This window comes from Pseudomonas syringae group sp. 247E2, assembly GCF_032587795.1.
Lineage (GTDB): Bacteria > Pseudomonadota > Gammaproteobacteria > Pseudomonadales > Pseudomonadaceae > Aquipseudomonas > Aquipseudomonas amygdali.
In genome coordinates, this window is sequence record NZ_JAWHPK010000008.1 from 560,617 (window position 1) to 583,617 (window position 23,001).

Here is a 23,001-nt window from a genome sequence, read left to right on the forward strand (position 1 = left end):
GAGGGACCGAAGGCGATTTTAACGATATGGTTGAGGCGGACGCAATCGGAATTGGATTCAATGGAATTGCAACTTGGCAAAGCATTGATCTATTCAATTATTACCAAGAGCTCACTACGCCGGCAGGTCAAGCATACACTGCTTATAGTTACAGCTCGGGTATTTACACGCCTCTCGGGTTGACCATCGTTCCTGCAGGAATTACAACTGAGGTCAAGATTGCAGGCGACGGGTATAAATTAAGTTCAAGTGGTTTTAATATTGCAGGCCATTCTCTGGGAGGGCACCTGTCGATCGTGCTGAGCAGGCTGGCAGACGACAGTGTGAAATCGGTATTTACATACAATGCGCCGGGTTTTGATACGGCACTTGTTCCCGCGGCTAATAATACCGAGTGGTTATTTAACACGCTAGCTGCATTGCAGGTTGCGGAGACTGGAGCCACATCGATTGGTACCAAGTTCTCGCCGGAAAAAATAACCAATCTGGTATCTCCTGGCGATATGGTGTCCAAAATAGGTACCGTGCCAGGGACCATCTATAAAAGCTTCGATGAACTGTCAGATATAGGGGGTGCGCACTCTATTGTCAATCTTTCGGATGCACTTGCGGTTGCATCGTTGTTGCACTTTTTTGATCCCTCTCTGACCCTTGGTGCTATTGCAGGTATCTTGTCCAGTAGCACGCTTGATGAAAACCTGGCACTGGACTCGGTTGTATCGGCTTTAAACGCGATCATCAATTCGAGCCCTGTCAAGGAGCCCGCAAGGGTTAGTGAGCTTTCACGGGACGATATGTACAAAAATATATTGTCTATGGAAAATCACTGGGTGGCTGGAGACAAGCCCACTACTTTTGTTACTTCGTTGGTAGGTTTATCTGCTGGCGCAATCGAAAGTCTCATGTACAGCAACGTTGCTTATAAATACGCAGCCTACAACTTTAATGGTTTTGCGTTGAAAAACGACAGCTTTTATCAGGGCATGCAAGGGATCGATACTCTGAATGATTACAATCAGGCGACAGGCACAGGCAATATAACTTCGGCATGGGTGTCAGATAGAGCGTTATACTTGAGTTTGCTATTGAAAGCTGGTGCCGAAGGTGCAGATACGGCATTGGGCTCTCCCCTGATAACACTGTCAAAGCACGCTTTCCTGTTTGAAGAAGGAAATACCACCTACAACACTCTTTATGTCAACGAAGGTATAGATCGGCAATCAATACTCTTTGGTTCTCGGTCTGATGATAACCTGCTTGGAAGCTTGGCACGTGATCATCTTTATGGCGAAAGTGGTGATGATTATTTGTACGGAGGTGATGGCGATGATCTGCTTGAGGGCGGGGAAGGTAATGATCACCTGAATGGTGGGCGAGACGATGACCGTTTAATCGGCATGGGCGGAGCCGATACCTTAACCGGCGGCTCAGGAAGTGATCAGCTTGAAGGGGGGGCGGGTATTGATACTTATAGCTTCTTCAAAGGCGACGGTCTTGATCACATTATTGACGGGGATGGTTTAATAAAAATAAATGAAGCGGCTGTGCACGGTGGTAAGCAAGTTGGTCCTGGTGCTAACACTTGGTTGAGTGAAACGGGAGATGTAAGATTTTCCTTAAGTGACGAAGGTGGTGACCGTAAAAGCTTGTCAATGTTTTATGGAGACGGCGATCGGATAGTCATCGATAATTTCGTAATGGGTACTTTTGGAATCACCCTAAGCGACTATATTGAGCCTGATCGAAGTTTTGGTAATTTAAATACCATTGAAGGAGATTTGAAACCTGAAGATCAGGATGCCACGGAGGCGGATATTCAGGTCGGCCTTGATGGCTGGGGTAATGAAATAGTCATGCCTGGCGTCGCAGATCCGGACCGCCAAAATAGATTATTTGATACCCCTGGGAATGATAATTTATTAGGGCTGGGCGGAGACGACGAGTTAACGTCTCTACAGGGTGGCGATGACAGGCTAGATGGTGGTAGTGGAGACGATACGTTAACAGGTGGTGTCGGTGATGATACCTTGGTCGGTGGTGTTGGAGCAGATATTCTCATTTCCAGCGATGGTGATGATGAATTATATGCTGAAGTGGAAACAACGCTAGACGACTTTATAATGACAACGTCACCCAAGAATGGGGCCAATTTTCAGGATTGGCTAGATGCTGGTAAAGGAGATGATCTACTTATCGGATCCTCATCACGGGATATGCTGCTTGGCGGTGAAGGCGCGGACACCTTGGCAGGTGGCAATGGTGATGATTTTCTTGGCGGTGACGAGATAGGTGGTATTCCTGATGCAGATTGGTCTTTTACTACAGATTTGCAAACCAATGGATTGATGTTACTTAAAACGTTTAAAGGAGGGCTGAATGACGATATTGAGGATGGCGGTGATGACGTCATGTACGGTGGTGCAGGAAATGACATGCTTTGGGGGAGTTTTGGAAACGATTATTTAAGTGGCGACTCCGGTAATGACATACTTGATGGTCACGATGGAAATGACACACTTTTTGGAGGCACGGGAGACGATTTCCTGTCGGGAGATAGCCGGGACTTTTCTGGGAATTTGGGAAAAGGGGCTGATTACCTGGATGGCGGTGATGGTAATGACCAACTGATCGGATCGGCTTTAAACGACATACTAATCGGGGGTACTGGCAACGATACCTTGTGGGGCGATTATTTTTTTGGAGGAGACGATCTTCCAGGTCAAGACTTCCTGGATGGAGGAGACGGCTCGGATTATCTGATGGGAGGCCAAGATAACGACACTCTCTACGGCGGCGATGGCGAAGATTTTCTGTTCGGAGATGAAACGTCTGCACCCAAAGCCCAGCACGGCAACGACGTCTTGTATGGCGGTCAAGGTAATGACGAAATTCAGGGTATGGGAGGCAACGATACCCTTTTCGGAGGGAGCGAGAACGACACTCTTTTGGGCGATGGTCGTGACGTTGCCGCAGAGTCGCATGGGGATGATTTGATCTTTGGTGAGGCAGGCAACGATAGCCTATGGGGTGGAGGCGGCTCCGACTCCTTGTATGGTGGAGAAGGTGCGGATTTTCTTGAGGGAGATTTTCCTGGCCTGACAACTTTATATGAAGGGAATGATTACCTTGATGGAGGAAATGGCGAGGATACCCTTCAAGGTGCAGGCGGTGACGATACGTTATTTGGCGGTAATGATAACGACGTATTATTCGGGGGGATGGGAGATAACGTTCTGGAAGGCGGGCAGGGTAACGATTTTGTTTCGGCTTCTACCGGCAATGATGTGTACCTGTTTAACAGTGGGGACGGCGCAGACACTATCGAAGACAGCGGAGGCAATAATAAGATTTTCTTTGGTGGTAAATTTTCGGTCGACTCTCTTGAAGTCAGAATTTCAACTCCGTCGTTGGGTCAACAGTATCTTCATGTAGGTGACTCATTAGGCAGTTATGTTTTGCTCGCTAACATGCCAGCGTGGTCAACGTCCAGTTTTAGTTTTGTAGATGGGGCTACATTAAGCTATGCCGAGCTTATAAAACTCTCCGAGAATAGTTTGAAATACACTGGCTTTGAAAAGTCTGAGCTTGTATATGGTACCATGTTAGCTGATGTCATTAATGCTGAAGGCGGTGACGATTCCCTCAATGGCCAAGGCGGTGACGATCTGTTAGATGGCGGAGAGGGCGCAGATACATATATCGTCAATGCAAACGATGGTGATGACATAATATCTGATAGCGTCTGGGTTCCCGCTAGCACAGTCACTCCACTTACTGTTGAACAAGCCACCAATGCCGTAGCTGCAGACAGTGATATTTCAGGAAACGTTGTCCGTTTTGGGCAGGGGATCACCAGAGATAATGTTCTTTTTAAGGAGGCCTTGACGTTTTCATTGCAGAAAGTTCTCTTGGTAGAGTACCCAGGCGGGTCATTAACCATTCTCGGTGGTTTTGAAAGTGTCATCTCGAAGTATAGTTTTGCTGATGGATCGGTGCTCACTCACGCTGACGTGATGAAAATAGTATCTTCAACACCGGCTGTTTCCAGCAACGGCGCAGATACGATTACCGGCACAGATGCTGATGATCAACTTGATGGCAAAGACGGGGCAGACCTCATCTACGGCGGCTTAGGGAATGACAGTATCGTAGGCGGGCAGGGAGACGATACGTTGTATGGGGGCTATGGTGATGACCACCTATACGGCGGGGATGGCGATGATCGTCTTGATGGCGGTTCAGGTAACGATGTGTTGGAGGGTGGCGCTGGAGATAATACATTCTATTTTTCGCGAGGTATGGAGAATGACACATTCATCGCGGACGGCGCATCGAATAACACATTGATTTTTGGCTCGGACTATAAGTTGTCCGACGTGCTGGTAACTCAATCGGGTGCTGATCTTGTTCTTACCAGCCGTAACGGGCCAGAAAGCGTTACATTAAAGGATTATTACACCCTACATCAAAGTTGGAGCGCGGTTTTAGCTGGTGTGACTTATAAGGGGTTTGATCAGATCCTTGAAGCTTCCGCTTTTCAAGGAACCTCGGCGTACGCATCTTATCAACAGCAATTTATTGACAGCGTTCAGAATGATTTGTTTTTACGGCTTACCAGTGATGTATACACTTCATTGGGGGGCGGTAACTTTCAATGGGTCGGCAGGAGCGACTATGGTTTTTCAAGTTCGGTTTCCTATAATAACTGGAAAAGTGAGTTTGTTATTGGTCATGTTGAGTCGACAAATGGAAGCATGCATCATAGCCAGCCGGCAGTTGCTGTGTTGTTTGAAGACTCGAGTTCCAGTAAACTGGTTCAGAACAGCTTTATTGTTTCCGTCGCTCCGAGCCACTCAACAGGATCAAATTTTGTTCCGAAGTCCGGTGCAGTGTTTCACCCTAGCGTTTCTAACACTGGATTTGATTTTGCTTTGGGTAGCACTATAGTTGAGGTTAACGACGTTACTGGAAAGCCGGATGGGTGGTGGGTTTATCCCCCAGCCAATTCGGCCTCTTCGAATTCGTATAAAAGTATTCCTGAAGGCTCCACACAAATTTCCAAGCTGTTTTCGGTGTCTACTAGCTTGACGACATTTACCCATAAGATTGTTTATGGCGACAATGTGAGCGGGCGAGTTGATGTTGAACACGGTAATATTTTTTATGCAGGTAGTGGAGATGATTTATTAGTCGCTTACGCTCTATATGCGTATCATGATGATCTTTGGTACGGTGGGACGATGATGTCAGGTGGTGACGGCAACGATACGTTAGTCGGCCATCACGGTGACGATATTTTAATTGGCGGCGGCGGGAATAACGTATTTTTTGGTGGTAACGGAAAAGACACCTACGTTATAGATGGCTCCGCTGGCACTGATATTATTTCGGATACTCCAGAGCCAGATGATCACGATAGTTGGACTGCGGATAACCTGCACATTTGGACATTTGGGTATGAGACATATTCTCTCGATGCTGCTGATACTGTTATTTTGCCAGACGGCGTAACCATTGCAGACCTGGTGCTCACGCAAAGCGTCGTTGTTTCGGAAGGTGTGAGTCTTGATCTCTTGAAAACACCGGACGCACAATATTCAGGAGCCGTCGAAGCTGCGAAAGCCGCCATGGCTTATAATACTTTAGATTTAAGTTGGGGAGGGCACAAGGTCCAGATCCTCCTTCCTCATGCTAATGATCCGCGTGGGTCTGGCATTGAGCTGATTCGTTTTGCTGACGGAACGGAAATTTCGCTAAATGATTTGATGGCTCAAAAAGGTCTGGTTGGCGTGCCTGATGTATATCTTGCTGGCGCGAATGTCGACTACACAGGCTTGACAAGCAATCGTATTGAGACGCCCTTAAGCTTCATGGGTGGTTTGGGTAACGATACCGTAACGACTAATAAATATGACGCCTATGGGTTTGATGGCGATGATTATTTGGAAACTGTTGCAAATAAAGACTGGTTTGGGGTCGGGCCTGGTTTATACGGTGGTAAGGGTAATGATACGCTGGTTGTCAATTCTGTCGGTTCAACGGTTGAAGGTGGGGAGGGTGATGACGTTATCGTATTAAGCGGCGCTGGAATGGTTAATATAACGGGTGCTGTCGAAGGGCATGATAATATTCTATTTCGAAATGGTATTACTGCCGAAAGATTGTCGTTTCATAAGTTTGAGAGTTCGCTGGCTATTCTTGTTGATTCTGACTTCAATAAAGTTGTGCTGGTAGAGAATTATTTTGCAGCCAGCACGCTGGGTGATTATACAGTCAGGACTGCTGATGGGGCGATTTACAACAAGGAAGACGTGGGTGCGATGATCGCGGAATTGCCTGTTCCTAATGCAATGCTTGGTGGCAGCGCGGGCAATGATATTTTCTTTGGCTCTGATGCGCCAGAGGATTTATACGGCAACACAGGTATTGATGAGGTTTACGGTGGTGGTGGAAGTGATCGATACTTTTTTTCATCGGGCGAGTATTTGACTGTCCATGAGGTTAGCGGCAGTAATGATACTGTTGTGTTTGACAGGGATATTGATATTAACTTGATTGCGTCTTCTGTAAAGAAGATAAACAACGATCTGCTTTTCGATTTTAATGCTGTCTCTGCGGGGCAAGTGACCGTCAAAAACTTTTTTCTCGGCGGTGAGTTTCTTGTTGAAAAATTCATGACTCAGGCGGGTGATGTCGTACCTGCTCAGAAAATATTTGATATGTTCAATATCGCAATGCCGTTAATGTCTTCCCCGGCTTATGATTCCCGTATAAATGACTTGCCAGATACTGACTCTGTAATCAATGGCTCAGACTCCCGCGATGACATATTTGGCTTCAATGGTTCGGATACTGTGTTGGGGCGCGGGGGAGACGACAGGCTCAGTGGAGGGAATGGCAATGATTTGTTGTCAGGCGGTCTTGGAAACGACAGACTGATAGGCGGTCGTGGTGACGACGTTTACGTTTTTGCCAAGGGTGATGGTCAGGATGTTATTGATAACGCCGGAGGTGGAAAAGATATTTTACGACTGGTGGGTATCAATGGTGCAGACATTAGTGGCGGTTTGGTTAAAGACGCCAACAACCTGGTCATTAACGTACATGGCTCGTCTGACTCTATTACGCTTGAGAACTGGTTTGGCGGTGACGGTAATGTGATAGAAAATATAATCTTCGATGATGGTGCTGTTTCATCGGCCGCTATTGCCTCAGCTTATGGTATTGATATCTTTTCGGGGGAGGTTTCCGACGTTTACGCTGAGCTTCCTGAAGAGCGAGATTATTCGAATATTGTGCTTGCCAAGCAAAGTAATACTTATATGAGAGGAACTCAGTCCAGTGATTTCATTGAGGGGTCATCAGGTAACGATATTTTAGACGGGAGTGGTGGTGATGACTACCTGATCGGCGGAAGAGGGAATGATATGTATTTGAATATCTTTGCAGGTGATACAGGCAAGGATATAATTAATAATTACTCTAGCACCCCCTCGGACAGTGATTCTCTTATGTTGGGCGTTTCGAATATTCGAACTGTCTGGTTTGCCAAAAATAATGTCGACCTGATTATTTCACACTTGGGAACGGATAATTCGGTCACTATTGCTGACTGGTATTTGGGCGCGGATCATAAACTTGATCAGGTAACAAATGGACGTTATAGCTTAAGCGCCGAAGGCGTTGAAGACATGGTAGAGGTCATGTCGACGCTGGGTCAACCCATCAATGGTCTTATAACTCTGACCGGCGACCAGCAAGCTGTTTTTGATTCGTTGATCGCCTCCAACTGGATTAACTACTCTACGCCCGTTGTCATGTGACCTTTCAGCATCCAGGCACACTGTGCCTGGATGCTGGTTTCAGGAAGAAGAAACTTGAATATACTGATTATTCATCAGAATTTTCCGGGCCAGTTCAAGAATCTGGTTCGTGATATTTCAGGTCGTTCAACGTGTGAGTTGACCGTCATTTCTCGGGATACTACGCCTGTCTATCACGGTGTGCGTCACATCAGGTACAGACCCAAGAGGTCGGTATCAAGTACGACCCATAACTATTTAAGAACTTTTGAGGATGCTGTGCTTCATGGTCAGCAGGTTCTGAGAGTGTTATTGCAATTGAAAAGAACTGGCTACCGTCCTGCTGTTATTCTGGCGCACCCAGGATGGGGAGAAGCTTTATTCATAAAAGATGCATTTCCGGACACGCCGCTTATTAATTTTTGCGAGTACTACTATCATGCTATGGGTGCTGATACAGGATTTGATCCCGAGTTTCCTGCATCAGCCGATAGCCGTGCTCGACTACGGATTATAAATTCTCTTCACTTACTCAACCTTGAACAGTGCGATGTAGGTATCACGCCGACCCGCTGGCAGCACTCCCTTCATCCGGCTGCCTACCGAGACAAGATAAAAGTCATACATGAAGGCATTGATCTTGATGGGCTTATGGATGTTCACCGTAGTGACTTGATTTTAGATAATGGTCAGGTTGTTCGCTGTGGTGACCCTGTCATCACCTACGTTGCCAGAAATCTTGAGCCCTATAGAGGATTTCATGTATTTATGCGTTCTTTGTCACGAATACTCAATCACCATGATTCGGTACAAGTTCTGATTGTCGGTGGTGACAGCGTCAGCTATGGAGCTCGCCCTCACGGTGCTTCAGGCTGGAGGGAGAAAATGACTTCTGATATGAGTTCATCTGATTTAAAGCGTATTCACTTTCTCGGAAAAGTCAGCTATGCGAAATACAAACAGGTGTTGTCATTGTCATCGGTGCACATTTACTTGACTTATCCATTTGTGTTGTCTTGGTCATTGCTGGAGGCGATGGCGATGGGGTGTGTTGTTTTGGGGTCAAGAACCAGGCCCGTCGAAGAGGTTGTTACTGACGGCGTCAATGGATACCTGGTGGACTTTTTTGATTGTTCCGGTATCGCCGATCAAACGCTGTCAATTTTAAATAATCTGGATAAGCAGGAATATATAAAAGGAAATGCACAGAATAGCGCCCGAGCTTACAGTAGCAATGAAGGCAATTCAGCATATTGGGATGTCATCCATAGCGTGGTGATCTAATTTTTTTGTATGTGTCTACAAAGCGGCTTAAGACCATTTCGTTATCTGTTGCTGCACACCAGAGGGCTTGCTCGATCAAAAAATCAGCCGCAACCTTAGACGGATTCAGGGCTGATGGCGCAATGCATCTATCACGACGCCCTATGCTGACGACTGCTCGCGACGGTTGGGGTAGTAAAAATGGTATCCGGGAAACGGTTGGCACCAGTCTTCCAGCACACGCACCAGACGCCCTTCGGCAAGCTGCGTTGAAACCATGTCTTCCGGCAGGAAGGCCAGGCCGCAGCCAGCAACCGCTGCGCGCAGAATTGGCGCGCTGCTGCTGAATGTCCATTGCCCTTCGACGCGCGCTTTCAGCTCGTGACCCTCCTTTTCAAAGTCCCACTGCAACAGGCTGCCGTGAGTGGGCAGGCGCAGGTTGATGCAGTTGTGTTCCGCGAGATCGCCGGGTGTTACAGGTGGCGTGTAGTTGCGAAAATACTCGGGGGAGGCCACGACCGCCATGCGCAGTCTGGGGCCGATCGGCACGGCGATCATGTCTTTGGCCACCTGATCGCCGAGGCGGACACCGGCATCATAGCGCTGCGCAACAATGTCGGTGAGGGCGTAATCGACGGTGATTTCTACATGGATGTCTGGGAAGTCCGGAAGCACTTCCAGCAGTTCGGGCCAAAGGATGTTATTGGCGGCATGTTCTGAAGCGGAAATCCGCACATTGCCCGCAGGCGTGTCGCGAAACTCCCTGACGGCTGCCAGTTCCAGTTCGATTTCTTCGAAGCGTGGTGCCATCGACTGGTACAGGCGCTGGCCGGCTTCGGTCGGTGACACGCTGCGCGTGGTTCGGGTCAGCAGCCGCACACCAAGACGCGCTTCGAGTGCGCGCATGGTGTGGCTGATCGCCGATTGCGATACGCCCAGCTGTGCCGCAGCGCGAGTGAAACTGCCTTCGCGGGCAATAACCACGAAGGCTTGCAGATCGTTGAGGTTGGCGCGAGACATTGAGGAGGTCTTTGGTAAGTTGAACGGACCAGGCTTCATGTGAGCATATTGCGTATCGGCCGATACGCCGTGCGTTGCCGATGATCTGTCAGTCCAGATTCTTCTCGGCGAGAAACTTCGCTACCAGGTCTGCAATCTGGACGTTGTTCAGGTCGGACATCGGGAAGTGCGTATTGCTCTTGATGCCGATTTCAGGACGGTGAATCAGAAGGTTGCTTGCCACGTTCATGATCATCCCTTTGACGTTTTGAGTGCTTGTGTCAGCACCTCGCGTTCGCGCCTGGCGATGGTTTCATCTGCCTGCTCGGCGAGTATGTTGGCCACTTCGCGCAACTGTGCAGCGCTTAAACCCACCCTCATGCTCGCCAGCATATGGGAACGCAACTGCGGCTCGGCACCCGGCGTTGCTGCCAGGGCACCGACGGTGGCCAGCTCGCGGTTTTGCCAGTCGAGGTTGTCGCGCTCGAAGATGTCGCCGAACAGATGGGTTTGCAGGAACTGATTGATGACAGGGGCGAAGTGATGGATAGGCCAGCGTCGAGCCTCTTCGTTGCTGAACGGGCCGTAGGCTTCTGCGGTATCGAAGAAGTCGACCCTGCGTTCTTGCGCGCTGCGGATCAGGCTGATCATGGCTTGCCTGTCGGCGGCCGGGCCGTAGGTCATGCTCATGCAGCCTAGGCCCAGCGCCGATACCTGAAGAGAACTGGCGCGATAGTCATCAGGACGTGCGTGTACAAACGTGAGCGATGAGCACGACGGCGGTAATCAATGCTCAATACGGCGAAATAGTCCCCAGCAAACCCACCGCTATCGCCAGCAACAAAAAACCTATCAATGAAAGTCCGAGCTTGCCCATGAGCGTCTCCTGCTGATCGATCTGTCTGTAACGAGTTGCAGGCTCCGGCTTCTGACGGTTTCCTGCGCGTTTTAATGCGTGGCCATTATCCTGCGCAGGCAGATTCTGGTACAGATTCAGAAACAGCTTAAAAATACGGATCAGTCGTACGTGGGCCGAACGTAAACACTTCAGAACGACGCGATGATTCGTCCAAGCATCGCCATGGCCTGCTCGCTGCGTTCATCCCAGGGCGTGCCGTAGTTCAGGCGTGCGCAGTTCTTGAAGCGCTGCGAGGCCGAGAAGATCGGACCGGGTGCAAGGCTGATGCCTTGGGCGAGGGCCATCTGGAACACCTGCAGCGAGTCTACCTGCTCGGGGAATTCGAACCACAGAAAGTACCCGCCAGCGGGTCGGGTGACGCGTGTCGCTGCCGGGAAATAACGAGCGGCAGCAGCCAGCATCGCGCCTTGTTGCAGTTCGAGGGTGTCGCGCAATTTGCGCAGGTGGCGATCGTAGCCGCCATGTTTGAGGTAGTCGGCAATCGCCGCCTGGGCGGGGACAGAGGGTGAAATGGTGGTCATCAGTTTCAGCCGATTGATCTGTTCGGTATAACGCCCGCCTGCCACCCAGCCGACACGGTAGCCGGGGGCCAGGGTCTTGGAAAACGAGCTGCAGTGCATCACCAGCCCGCTGTGATCCAGGCTTTTGACCGGATGGGGTGCATTGGCGCCGTAATACAGCTCGGCGTATACATCGTCCTCGATCAGCGGGATCTGCTGCCGTTCCAGCAGGTTGTAGAGCCTGAGTTTTTTCGCCTGGGTCATGCTCGCGCCCAGCGGGTTCTGGAAGCTGCTCATGAACCAGCAGGCTTTGATCGGCAAGCGTGTCAGGCTGTCCTGCAAAGAGTCCAGATCCACGCCGTCACGCGGATGCACGGGGATTTCGACGGCTTTCAGCTTGAGCCGCTCCAGCACCTGAAGGCAGGCATAGAACGCAGGTGCTTCGATGGCGACCAGGTCGCCGGGTTTGGTAACGCATTGCAGGCACAGATTCAGGGCTTCCATCGCGCCGTTGGTGATCACCAGTTCGTCGGCGGGCAGGCGCACGCCACTGATCATGTAGCGCAGAGCAATCTGTCGGCGCAGTTCGGAGTTCCCGGTGGTCATGTCGCTGACAATGCCCGCTGGCGTCATCGCCCGCACCGCTGAAGACATCGACTTGGCCAGGCGCGGCAATGGGTAAAGGTGCGGGCTGGGAAATGCCGAGCCGAAAGGGACGGTGTCCGGGTTCTTGAGCGAGCCAAGCACGGAAAAAATCAGGTCGCTGACGCCCAGTTCGGTGCCTTCGCTGGTGTGCCTGACCAGTTCAGGCTCGGTCAGCGCATTGGCAGCATGCTCGCGCACGTAATACCCGGAGCGTGCGCGAGCCTGAATCAGGCCTTTGTCTTCCAGCAGGTAATACGCTTTGAAGACGGTGGCGGGGCTCACCGAATAGGTGCGACTGGCAACCCTGACGGAGGGCACTTTCTCACCGGCGGGCAACACGCCGCTGCGAATCATTTCCGAAATGTCGGCGGCGAACTTTTCGTAGCGTTTCATAGAAGGCATCGGGGGCAAATGATGCCTGCATCATGAGTGAAAACCGCCTTTGCAAAACAGGGGCAAGTTATCCTGGAAAAAGCATATCAGCTGCGCTGTGTCGCTGTCGGGCTAGCCTCTGCGTCTTGAACCCCTCAAACGTATGGGTCTATGATGCTTACGTCCTGCGACCCATCGAAGGAATCACTTTTGTCCCGTTCCAGCTGGCTGCCTACGCCGCCTTAGCGCTTCGCCCCCTCGCCACACCCTGACTGCCACTGACCGCGGTCACCCGTTGCTGTGTCCGTTTGACGGTCGCCGCCACCTCCATCACTACTCATTCGAAAACCGATGCACACGTACGTCCAGCATTCGCTGCTGCGCGTCCCGCTGTGTTCGATACAGGTATTTCCATGCTCGAAAAAATCAAAGCTACGTGGTTTTCCAGCGTCCGGGCCGATGTTCTGGCCGGGCTTGTCGTTGCACTGGCCCTGATTCCAGAGGCCATTGCGTTCTCCATCATCACGGGGGTAGACCCGAAAGTCGGGCTTTACGCCTCGTTCTGTATCTGTGTGGTCATTGCTTTCGTGGGCGGCTGCCCGGCGATGATTTCCGCCGCCACAGGTGCGATGGCACTGCTGATGGTGAACCTGGTGAAAGAGCACGGTCTTCAGTATTTGCTGGCGGCCACTTTGTTGTGCGGCGTGTTGCAGATCATCGCCGGGTACTTGCGCCTCGGAGAGCTGATGCGCTTTGTTTCACGATCAGTGGTGACCGGCTTTGTGAACGCGCTGGCGATTCTGATTTTCATGGCCCAACTGCCAGAACTGACCCATGCGACCTGGCCGGTCTATGCCATGACGGCGGCGGGCCTGGCAATTATCTATCTGTTCCCGCGCCTGCCGTTGCTGGGCAAGCTGCTGCCGTCGCCGCTGGTGTGCATTCTGCTGCTCACGGCAATGTCCATTTACATGGGCCTTGATGTACGAACAGTTGGTGATATGGGCGCGATGCCTGACAGTCTGCCGGTGTTCATGTGGCCGGACGTTGCGCTGAATCTCGACACGCTGTTGATCATCCTGCCGTACTCCGCAGCTTTGGCGGTGGTGGGCCTGCTTGAGTCGATGATGACCGCAACCATTGTCGACGATCTGACCGATACCACCAGCGACAGGAATCGTGAGTGCAGAGGGCAGGGCATTGCCAATATTGCCAGTGGCCTGATCGGTGGCATGGCCGGTTGCGCGATGATCGGCCAATCAATGATCAACGTGAAGTCGGGGGGCAGAACACGACTCTCGACCCTCAGCGCGGGCTTGCTGCTGTTGATCATGATGCTGTTTCTGGGCGACTGGCTGGCGCGTATTCCAATGGCAGCGCTGGTGGCGGTGATGATCATGGTGTCGATCAGCACGTTCAGCTGGGAGTCGATCCGCAACCTTAAACAGTACCCGCTCTCGACCAATATCGTGATGGTCGTGACGGTGATCATGGTGGTAGCCACCCATAACCTCGCCTATGGCGTGCTGGTGGGGTCCCTGCTGGCCGCGATGTTCTTTGCCAGCAAGATCGCCCGTTATCTCGACGTCACTTCGCAACGCGACCCCGAGCACAGCCACCGCACTTATTACGTGACCGGTCAGGTGTTTTTTGCTTCTGCCGAGCGCTTCATGGCGTCCTTCGACCTGCGCGAAAACGTCGAAACACTCGCCATTGATCTGCGCGAGGCGCATTTCTGGGACATCACTGCGGTTGCCGCGCTGGACAAGGTGGTGCTCAAGCTGAGGAGGGCGGGTATCAGTGTGGACGTTGTAGGTATGAACCGGGCGACGGCCACGCTGGTGGATCGGTTTGGCGTGCACGACAAACCGGACGCTATCGATTCGTTGATGGGGCATTGATCCGCAGGTCCGGGTCAGCAGGGTCAGGCCGGGATTTCCAGGCGGATCACCGACCCGCCGCCAGGCCTGTTGCGCACCCCGATAGTGCCGTCATGCTCGAGGCAAATAGCCCGGGCGATGGACAGGCCAAGGCCGCTGCCTCCCGAATAGCGCGCCCGCGAACGTTCGGCGCGCCAGAAACGGTCGAACACCTGCTCAAGGTTTTCCGAGCCGAAGCCGGGCCCGCGGTCGGAGACGGTCAGTTCCATGCTCCGTGCGCGGGCCCTGCCGACAATCAGCAGTTCACCGCCCATCGCCGAGTAGCGCAGCGCATTATCGACGAGAATATTGACCACTTGGCCGATCCGGTCACGATCGGCGTTGACGGTCAGTCGTGGGGGGATGTCGATCGTCACGACAACGCCTGCTTCATCAAGCTGTGTGGCAAACCAGCTCAGGCGTTCGGCCACCAGTTTCTCAAGGGAAAATACCGTCTTGTCCAGGGTCAGCTGGCCAGCGCTGGCCAGCGAGAGAAGGTGCAGATCGCTCACCAGTTTGTTCAACTGGTTAAGTTGGCGGTGGACCATTTCCAGTTGTGCCAGATCGCGCGGGAACACTTCATCGATCATGCCCTGAATACGCCCCATGGCCGCGTTCAGTGGCGTGCGCAGTTCATGGGCGATCATCGCGCTGGACTCGCTGACCTCCAGTTCGTAACGGCCCAGCTGGGTGGTCATGGTATTGAAGTCGCTGACCAGCGCCTGTAGCTCGTCCGGGTCTTTGTCGCTCATTGGCAGGCGCGTCTTGAAGTCGCCCTGGGCGACCTGACGTGCGCCTCTGGCAATCGAAGAGAACTGGCTGGAAAGCGGGCGGGAGAACAAAAAGCCGAAAAATATGATGATAGGGATGGCCATCATCACCAGCGCTGCCAATACCCACCATTCCTTGTTGGCGATGCCCGGCAGCAGGTTTTCAATCGGGTAATACTCGAAGAACAGCTCGCGAAGCTTGACCATGTCCATGGCAGGTTCGGCCTGCAATCGTATGAACTCCGTGCGCACATCGGCTGGCATTGCCTGCAATGTGAGCCAGTCAGACACCGTGACGTGCAGCCACATGCAGAACGCGATCACGATGACCGCACCGACCGCCAGCATGCTCATGCGCATGCCGACCCAGTGCCATAAAGGTTTCTGCCGGTGTCTGAAAAAACGTCGCATGAGGCTCACCTGAATCGATAGCCGACAGAGCGGACTGTCACCAGCACATTATCCACGCCGTGAATTTCGAGTTTGCGACGCAGATTGTGCACGTGCGCATCGACAACCCTGGCCAGCGCCTCGCTGTCGGGCAGGCAGATTTCCAGCAATTCTTCGCGGGTGAAGGCTTTGGAGGGTGTTTTCAGCAAGGTCGAAAGGATCTTGAACTCGGTGGGGGTCAGGTCGAGCAGTGTGTCTGTGCCGTCGTGTCCTTCAATGATGGCGGTGACTGCATTCAGGTCCACCAGCAGGTTCTGGTAACGCAAATGGCGGTCATTACTGGCGTTCTGCTGGGAGCGGCGCAGCACCGCGTGCACACGGGCCACCACTTCCTTGGGGTTGTAGGGTTTGACCACGTAATCGTCAGCCCCGTAGCGCAATGCGCCGAGCTTTTCCGGTTCGTCGCCCATGGCCGTGACCATGATCACCGGTGTGTCGCTGCAACGGCGCACTGCCGACAGCACGTCCGTACCACTGACCAGCGGCAGCATGACGTCCAGCAGAATCAGGTCGGGTTTCCACTGGCGATGCATATCGATACCGCGCTGCCCGTTTTCGGCCAGCCCTACGCTGAACCCGTCACGACGCAGATAAGCCTCGAGAATGCTGGCGCTGTCGGCATCGTCTTCGACGATCAGAATGCGTTTTCCTGACACAAGAATGCCTCTTGATCAAATCTTGATAATTCACGAACGGTTTATTGAAAGTCGACGTTCAGGATTGCGTCCAGAGCCCACTGTCGCGGACAGATCCTATGCTGATGAGTACACCGCTGTCCAAGCGTATCCGCAACCTCGGATGCTGTTGCCTGGCTATGCTGCTGAGCCTGATTTTTTCGGGTTGCTCGTTGATTCCCGAGTATCAGCGCCCGGCCTTGCCGGTTCCTGCAGACCAGTTGTCTGCTGTCGTCCCGGCCGGTGATGCGTCCATTGCCATCGCGCTGACCGCTGACGAAGAAGCGCTGGCTGCCGAGCTGTCGCCAAAGGGTGAACTGCGGGTTCTGTTGCAATCAGCCCTGACGTTCAACCGCGATTTTCGCGTGGCGGTGCTGAGAGTGGATGAAGCCAGGGCGATGCGCGGCATAACCCGTGCCGATCGTTTCCCGACGATTGCAGCAGGCGTCCAGCGTAACCGTCAACACTTCGATAATGCGGCTGCCGATGAGCGTTACGGCCAGGACCTTTCCATCGCATCGGTGGGCGTCTCGGACTTTGAGCTGGATTTTTTTGGGCGCGTGCGCAGCCTGTCCGAGGCCGCGCGGCATGATTATCTGGCCAGCACGTATGGCCAGCAGGCGGCGCGCAGTGCGCTGGTTGCCGAAGTGGCTCGCGCCTGGCTGGCCGAGCGTCTGGCCGCCGCCGTGCAGCAGGATGCGCAGACCGTTCATGATGCCCGGCTGATGCTGGTAAAGGCGGCCGAAGAGCAGCAGCGCCAGGGTGCCATTTCACTCGACGATCTGATGGCGCAGCGCCTTGATACCTTGACTGCACAGCAACAGGTGCAGGATGCGCTAAGCGATCACGCGAATGCTTCCCAGGCTTTGCTGCTGCTCACCGGCTACTCGGCAGTTTTGCCAGCCACCACGCCGGATACGCCGGCGCTGACCGCCGCGCTGGTCGAGCCCCCGGCCTGGCTGTCGAATCTGCCGTCTCAGCGTTTGCTTGAGCGATTTGATATTCGTCAGCGCGAAGAAGCACTCAAGGCCAGCAACGCCAATATTGGTGCCGCCCGTGCTGCATTCTTTCCGTCCATAAAACTCAGTACCAGCGTAGGTCTGCAAAGCGACAGTCTGCGCACGCTGTTCAGCAATGGCAGCGGTACCTGGCTGTTCTCCCCGCAACTGAACCTGCCGTTGTTCGACGGCGGGCGTAATCAGGCCAACCTGGATCTGGCGCATGTGCGCCAGCAGATCGCGGTCGCCGAGTATGAAAAAGCCATTCAAAACGCCTTCCGTGAAATGGCCGGTGTGCTGACCCGTCGTCAGCAGGCCCTGGGCCATGTTCGCAACGAGATCGAGCGCGTCGCGCTGGTCCAGGAAAAAGTGCGCCGCCTGTCCTTCGAACTCAATGCCGGTGCTACCGAACGCACGGCATTGCTGGGCTCCACCATCCGTATCGCCGAAGCCGATGCAGCCGGTCGCAAGTCACTCGATGAGCTGCAACAAAACCGGATCGACCTGTTTCGAGTGCTTCGCGGCGCAGAACCGACAACCCCACCTCAATCCTGAATGAAACCGGAGTATCACCATGAGTCCTGAAATCGCTCGTCCTCACGTTCGTCCTGCACTGCTCAAGCCTGCACTTGGCGTGTTGATCGCCTCAGTGGCCATGACACTGGTCGGTCAGGCCTGTGCTCAGGACAGCGCGTCCACGCAAAGCCAGTCTATTTTCGGCGACAGGTTCAACGTCAATTTCGGCCTCGGCATGGCCGTGCTGCCACGCTACATGGGGGCCGATGAATACCGCAGTCAGGTGTTGCCGATGCTCACTGTCCAGCGCGGTATCTTTTTTGCGGATACCGCACGGGGAGTGGGGCTGCAATGGCAGTCCGATTCCGGGTTCGGGGCCAGCGCAGCGCTCAACTACGATTTCGGCCGCACCGAGAAAAACAGTACAAACCGCCCTGGTTCCAATGAGCTCATAGGGATGGGCACCGTCAAGGGGGCAACGGTTGGCGACTTCATGATCTCTCAACAGCTCACGCCATGGTTGTCGGCCAGTGCCGAGGCCGAACTGCGTGTGGCCGGTGAAAAGCGTGGCAACCGTTACCGCTTGGGTTTTGAGGGCATCGCCTACCACAGCCAGACCGATACGGTGACGCTGGATATCGATGCGCATGCCGGTGACGGCCGTTACAACCAGACCTACTTCGGTGTGAGCCCGATCCAGAGTCAGCGCACCGGCTTTTCCAGATTCACGGCAGACAGCGGGATTTACGCGTACTCGGCTGCGCTCGCCTGGCAGCACACCTTTGATGCCCACTGGTCAACCGTTGCAAGCGTCGGGGTGACTCACTACACCGATCAGACCCGCGGCAGCCCGCTGGTCGAGACCGATGCTGAAGGCAGCGGTTTGATTGCCTTGAACTACGCCTTCTAAAGGGGTGAAGCCTGCCATGCGATTACATCCCGATGGGTTTCCTGATCTACAGCGATGTGTTTTACACGCTTGCAGTATCGTAATGATCGCCCTGATGGTCAGTGGGTGCAGCGATAAACATACGGCCAGCGTCTCGGCCATCCGTGCCGTCAAGGTTGAAGCTGCACGGGCAGGAGAGGGAACCACGGTGCGCTTTATCGGCACCGTTCGGCAGCAGGAGCGCGCCAGTCTGGCGTTTGAATCGGCAGGCACCCTGACAGAGCTGCGGATCGACATTGGCGATACCGTTGAAAAGGATCAGGTGCTCGCCAGCATTGACCGACAGCCTGCGCAGCTGCGTCTGCAAGAGGCGCAGGCCAGTCTGCGTCTGGCCAGAGCGCAGGCGGTTGAACGTGAGCTTAATTATCAGCGTCAGAAGCGTCTGCTCGCGGCAGGCAGTGTCGCCCAGAGTGTGGTCGAGTCGGCCCTGGCATCCAGCGAGCAAGCCAAAGCCGAGCAGGTCCGGGCCCAGGCCGAACAGGCTCTGGCCCATCGCGAGCTGGACCGCACCCGTTTGATCGCACCCTTTGCCGGGCGAGTAGTCGCACGGCATGCACAGCCGCGCACCGTGTTGCCCGCCGGGCAAGTGGTGCTGGACATCGAATCCGCTGCAGGGCAGGAGGTGGTGGCTGCTGTTCCGCTGGCGCTTGCCGAAACCCTCAAACCTGGTGACCTGGCCAGAGCCTCCAGCACGGCAGATGGCACTTCAGGGTTTGATCTGGCACTTGAAGGCATCTCACCCCGTGCCGATGACGGGCTGGTCAGAACGGCTGTGTTTCGTGTGCTGCGGCCTGCCAGCAGATTGCCCAGCGGCGTCACGCTGCTGGTGCAGATGCATCCCGATACCGGCACACAGCCCTTGTCGGTCCCGGTCCAGGCGTTATGGATGGGCACCGGCAGCAACTCCGCCGAGGTCTTTGTTTACCAGCCAGGCGGAACAGTCGCCCTGCGCTCTGTTTCGCTGGGTACGGTTAAAGATGGCCGGGCGCTGATCGCCAGCGGCCTGGCTGTCGGGGAGCGAGTGGTTACTGCCGGCGCGGCTTTCCTGCAGGACGGCGAGACCGTCACCCTGTTTCAGCCTGGCACACGCTTGACCGGGGGCACGCAATGAGTCTTACCTACCGCGCAATGAGCGCGAGCCGCCTGACCCTGTTTGCGGCCTTCCTGATTTTGCTGGCCGGTGTCGCGACCTTTTTGGGGTTTCCGTCGCAGGAAGAACCTTCGGTTACGGTTCGCGACGCACTGGTCAGCGTATCCCTGCCAGGACTCTCCACCGAGCGGACGGAAGAGCTGCTTGCCAGGCCACTCGAAGAACGCATCCGTGAACTGGCCGAGATCAAGAACATTGTCACCACGGTCCAGCCAGGCCGGGTGATTGTGCAAGTCATGGCGTATGACACCATCAAGGATCTGGGGCTGCTGTGGCAACGACTCCGGGCGAAGGTCAGCGAAACCAACGGCGTTTTCCCGGCCGGTACCCAAGGGCCCTTTGTGGACGATGATTTCGGTCGCGTGGCAGTGGCTTCCGTTGCGTTGACGGCGCCGGGTTTTACCATGAGCGAGATGCGCGCGCCGATAAAACGCCTGCGCAATCAGCTTTATGAGCTCAAGGGTGTCGATCAGGTCGAGCTGTATGGCCTGCAGGACGAGCGAATCTACCTCGACTTCGATCACCAGACCCTGGCGGCAGCCGGACTTTCGCCGCAACAGTTGCTCCAGCAATTGCAAAACCGCAACCTGATCGCGCCGGGAGGCAACCCGGTCATCGGGCAACAGAGCACCACGCTCTCGGTCAGCGGCGAGGTGCTGTCGCTGGATCAGCTTCGTCAGTTTCCCGTGCAGTTGCCTGGCGGACAGATGGTAGCGTTGCATGACCTGACCCGAATATCGGTGAGCCCTGTCGACCCGCCGGAAACCGAAGCGATCTATCAAGGGCAGGATGCTGTGGTGCTGGCCGCTTCGATGCAGCCAGGGCTCAATGTCCAGACGTTCGGTGCCGCTCTGCGCAAAAAGCTCGGTGAGCTGGAACAACAACTTCCAGCGGGTTTTACCCTGCACATCGTGACTTTTCAGTCCAGCGTGGTTCAGCACGAAATGAACAAGATGTATCACGTCATGGCCGAAACGGTCGTTATCGTGATGTGTGTGGTCATGCTGTTTCTGGGCTGGCGTACCGGCCTGGTGGTCGGGGTGATTGTGCCCCTGACCATCCTGACTACATTGCTGGTCATGCGCTCGCTGGGGATCGAGCTGCAGACGGTGTCGATTGCCGCGATCATCCTGGCCCTCGGCTTGCTGGTGGACAATGGCATTGTCATCGCCGAGGACATCGAGCGGCGTCTGCACGCCGGGGAGGACCGACGGCGGGCCTGCGAGGAAGCCGGGCGCACGTTGATGATCCCTTTGCTGACCTCGTCACTGGTCATTGTGCTGGCGTTTTCGCCGTTCTTTCTGGGGCAGACCAGCACTAACGAATACCTGCGTTCGCTGGCGATTGTGCTCGCCACCACGCTGATCAGCTCGTGGCTGCTCAGCATCACCGTGACGCCCCTGTTATGCTTTTACTTCGCCAAGGCACCGGCAGTCTCGGGTGCGACTGACAACGCCGATGAGTATGCATCGGTGTTCTATCGAGGCTATCGAAAAGTCATCGAGAGTCTGCTGAATCACTCCTTGATCTTCATCGCCAGCATGCTGGGATTGCTGACAGTTGCGGTCGTCGTGCTGACCCAGGTGCCTTATGACTTTCTGCCCAAGTCCGACCGCATGCAGTTCCAGATTCCGCTGGTGCTGGAACCCGGCAGCAGCTCGCGTGCCACGTCTCAGGCCGTGCGCGATATCAGTCAGTGGCTGAGCAGCGATCAGGACGTCAAACACAGCATCGGCTATGTCGCCAATGGCGGACCGAGAATTGTTCTGGGTCTCAATCCGCCTCTGCCTGCGCCGAATATTGCCTACTTCACGGTCAGTGTGCGTGACGGTGCCAACCTTGATGCAGTCATTGAGCGAACCCGGCATTTCATCCTGACTCAGCACCCCGAAGTCGAAGCGCAGCCCAAGCGGTTTTCCATGGGCACCACCGAAGCCGGGATTGCGGTCTACCGGGTCATTGGTCCTGACGAAAAAGTGCTGCGAAATATTGCCCGCAAGATCGAGCAAGCCTTGTCGGCATTGCCCGGAACCCTGGACGTACGCGATGACTGGCGTACCCGGCTGCTGCGTTACGACGTAGTCGTCGATCAGTACAAGGCGCTGCATGCCGGTGTTTCCACTCAGGATATCGCTCAGGCCCTGCAACTGAGGAACAACGGGCTGTCTGTGTCATCGCTGCAGGATGGCGAAACGGCTGTGGCGATTGTGGCTCGTGAGCAGGGCACACCGATTACGCCTGCCAATGATCTGGACAGCACGTTGATTTACCCGGCTTCCGGGGCGGCACCGCTGATGTTGTCCGCCATCGCGACGGTCGAGCCCCAGGCCGAGGCATCGACCATTCAGCGCCGCAACCTGGAGCGTGCGATTACTGTGGTCGGACACAACCCGTCTTTGACCGCCACCTCGATCATTGAGCATCTGGCACCACAGATTGCGACGCTCAACATGCCAGCGGGGTATCGCATCGAACTGGGTGGCGAAATAGAGGATTCTGCCGAAGCCAACCAGGCGCTTCTGCAATACATGCCGCACGCGCTGGTGGCGATGCTGTTGTTGTTCGTGTGGCAGTTCAATTCGTTTCGCAAGTTGCTGATCGTCATCTCCAGTGTGCCTTTTGTGCTCATCGGCGTGGCGTTGGCCCTGGTGCTCACCGGATACCCGTTCGGCTTCATGGCGACCTTTGGACTGCTGTCGCTGGCCGGCATTATTGTCAACAATGCGGTGTTATTGCTCGAACGCATTGAGGTTGAGCGCGGGCACGGGCTGTCGGTTCGTGATGCGGTGGTCAACGCAGCGATCAAGCGGTTGCGGCCGATCGTGATGACCAAACTGACCTGCATCATCGGCTTGGTCCCACTGATGCTTTTTGCCGGCCCGCTCTGGGAGGGTATGGCGATCACGATCATGGGCGGGCTGGCGTTGGGCACGCTGGTGACGCTGGGGTTGATCCCGATTCTGTATGGGCTGCTGTTTGACACGTTTGAACGCTGGCGTACCGCGAGTTGACTCATTACGGCCGGTGTTTGTGTAAGGTATGGTCCTGAAAACCTCGACGAACCAAACACAAGGA

At 54.4% G+C, this 23,001-nt stretch carries 12 protein-coding genes and 3 pseudogenes; 7 read left to right on the forward strand and 8 right to left on the reverse strand.

All coding sequences use genetic code 11. The features are described 5' to 3' along the window. The first annotated feature begins 26 nt into the window (after positions 1 to 26). A complete protein-coding gene (locus RYC18_RS09750; RefSeq protein WP_316885518.1) occupies positions 27 to 7,823 on the forward strand; it encodes a calcium-binding protein in 7,797 nt (2,598 codons plus the stop codon). 54 nt (positions 7,824 to 7,877) lie between these two features. Next, positions 7,878 to 9,086: a glycosyltransferase family 4 protein gene (locus RYC18_RS09755; protein ID WP_057404629.1), complete on the forward strand. Its 1,209-nt coding sequence runs from the start codon at positions 7,878 to 7,880 to the stop codon at positions 9,084 to 9,086. A gap of 141 nt (positions 9,087 to 9,227) precedes the next feature. Here the strand turns inward: RYC18_RS09755 and RYC18_RS09760 are convergent, their stop codons facing one another. The 6 genes and pseudogenes from RYC18_RS09760 to mapR form a co-directional block, all read right to left on the reverse strand. After that, the gene (locus RYC18_RS09760) at positions 9,228 to 10,085 is read right to left on the reverse strand and encodes a LysR family transcriptional regulator (protein WP_057404628.1); all 858 of its coding nucleotides are present in this window, start codon (positions 10,083 to 10,085) and stop codon (positions 9,228 to 9,230) included. An 88-nt stretch (positions 10,086 to 10,173) separates the two neighbouring features. Then, a pseudogene (locus tag RYC18_RS09765) lies at positions 10,174 to 10,293 on the reverse strand (alpha/beta hydrolase); the annotation flags it as partial. A 23-nt stretch (positions 10,294 to 10,316) separates the two neighbouring features. After that, positions 10,317 to 10,616 (reverse strand): annotated as a pseudogene (locus tag RYC18_RS09770) (carboxymuconolactone decarboxylase family protein); the annotation flags it as partial. A gap of 12 nt (positions 10,617 to 10,628) precedes the next feature. Further along, a pseudogene (locus RYC18_RS09775) lies at positions 10,629 to 10,754 on the reverse strand (aldo/keto reductase); the annotation flags it as partial. A gap of 103 nt (positions 10,755 to 10,857) precedes the next feature. Then, positions 10,858 to 11,043, reverse strand: a complete 186-nt coding sequence (locus RYC18_RS26420; protein WP_371217819.1) for a hypothetical protein — start codon at positions 11,041 to 11,043, stop codon at positions 10,858 to 10,860. Positions 11,044 to 11,111: 68 nt separating this feature from the next. Further along, positions 11,112 to 12,521 carry a GntR family transcriptional regulator MpaR gene (mapR, locus tag RYC18_RS09780; protein WP_057404627.1) on the reverse strand — a complete coding sequence of 470 codons (1,410 nt, stop codon included), beginning with the start codon at positions 12,519 to 12,521 and terminating at the stop codon, positions 11,112 to 11,114. A 392-nt stretch (positions 12,522 to 12,913) separates the two neighbouring features. Between mapR and RYC18_RS09785 the strand changes: the two genes are divergently transcribed. Then, a complete protein-coding gene (locus RYC18_RS09785; protein WP_057404626.1) occupies positions 12,914 to 14,401 on the forward strand; it encodes a SulP family inorganic anion transporter in 1,488 nt (495 codons plus the stop codon). A gap of 23 nt (positions 14,402 to 14,424) precedes the next feature. Here the strand turns inward: RYC18_RS09785 and RYC18_RS09790 are convergent, their stop codons facing one another. Beyond that, positions 14,425 to 15,600 (reverse strand): sensor histidine kinase, encoded by a 1,176-nt coding sequence (locus tag RYC18_RS09790; RefSeq protein WP_046835250.1) that lies wholly within the window; start codon positions 15,598 to 15,600, stop codon positions 14,425 to 14,427. Positions 15,601 to 15,605: 5 nt separating this feature from the next. Continuing rightward, positions 15,606 to 16,295, reverse strand: coding sequence for a response regulator (locus tag RYC18_RS09795; protein WP_004665612.1), 690 nt, complete (start codon positions 16,293 to 16,295; stop codon positions 15,606 to 15,608). Positions 16,296 to 16,393: 98 nt separating this feature from the next. Here RYC18_RS09795 and RYC18_RS09800 point away from each other — a divergent pair, with 98 nt between their 5' ends. The 4 genes from RYC18_RS09800 to RYC18_RS09815 all read left to right on the forward strand — a co-directional run bounded on the left by RYC18_RS09800 (position 16,394) and on the right by RYC18_RS09815 (position 22,937). Further along, entirely contained in the window at positions 16,394 to 17,866 is a 1,473-nt protein-coding gene (locus tag RYC18_RS09800) for an efflux transporter outer membrane subunit (RefSeq protein WP_316885525.1), read from the forward strand. Positions 17,867 to 17,885: 19 nt separating this feature from the next. Beyond that, a complete protein-coding gene (locus RYC18_RS09805) occupies positions 17,886 to 18,737 on the forward strand; it encodes a MipA/OmpV family protein (protein WP_004665610.1) in 852 nt (283 codons plus the stop codon). 82 nt (positions 18,738 to 18,819) lie between these two features. Continuing rightward, a complete protein-coding gene (locus tag RYC18_RS09810) occupies positions 18,820 to 19,887 on the forward strand; it encodes an efflux RND transporter periplasmic adaptor subunit (RefSeq protein WP_005745941.1) in 1,068 nt (355 codons plus the stop codon). Then, positions 19,884 to 22,937 (forward strand): efflux RND transporter permease subunit, encoded by a 3,054-nt coding sequence (locus tag RYC18_RS09815; protein ID WP_044299669.1) that lies wholly within the window; start codon positions 19,884 to 19,886, stop codon positions 22,935 to 22,937. The genes RYC18_RS09810 and RYC18_RS09815 overlap by 4 nt, the downstream gene beginning before the upstream one ends. The last annotated feature ends 64 nt before the right edge of the window (positions 22,938 to 23,001 follow it).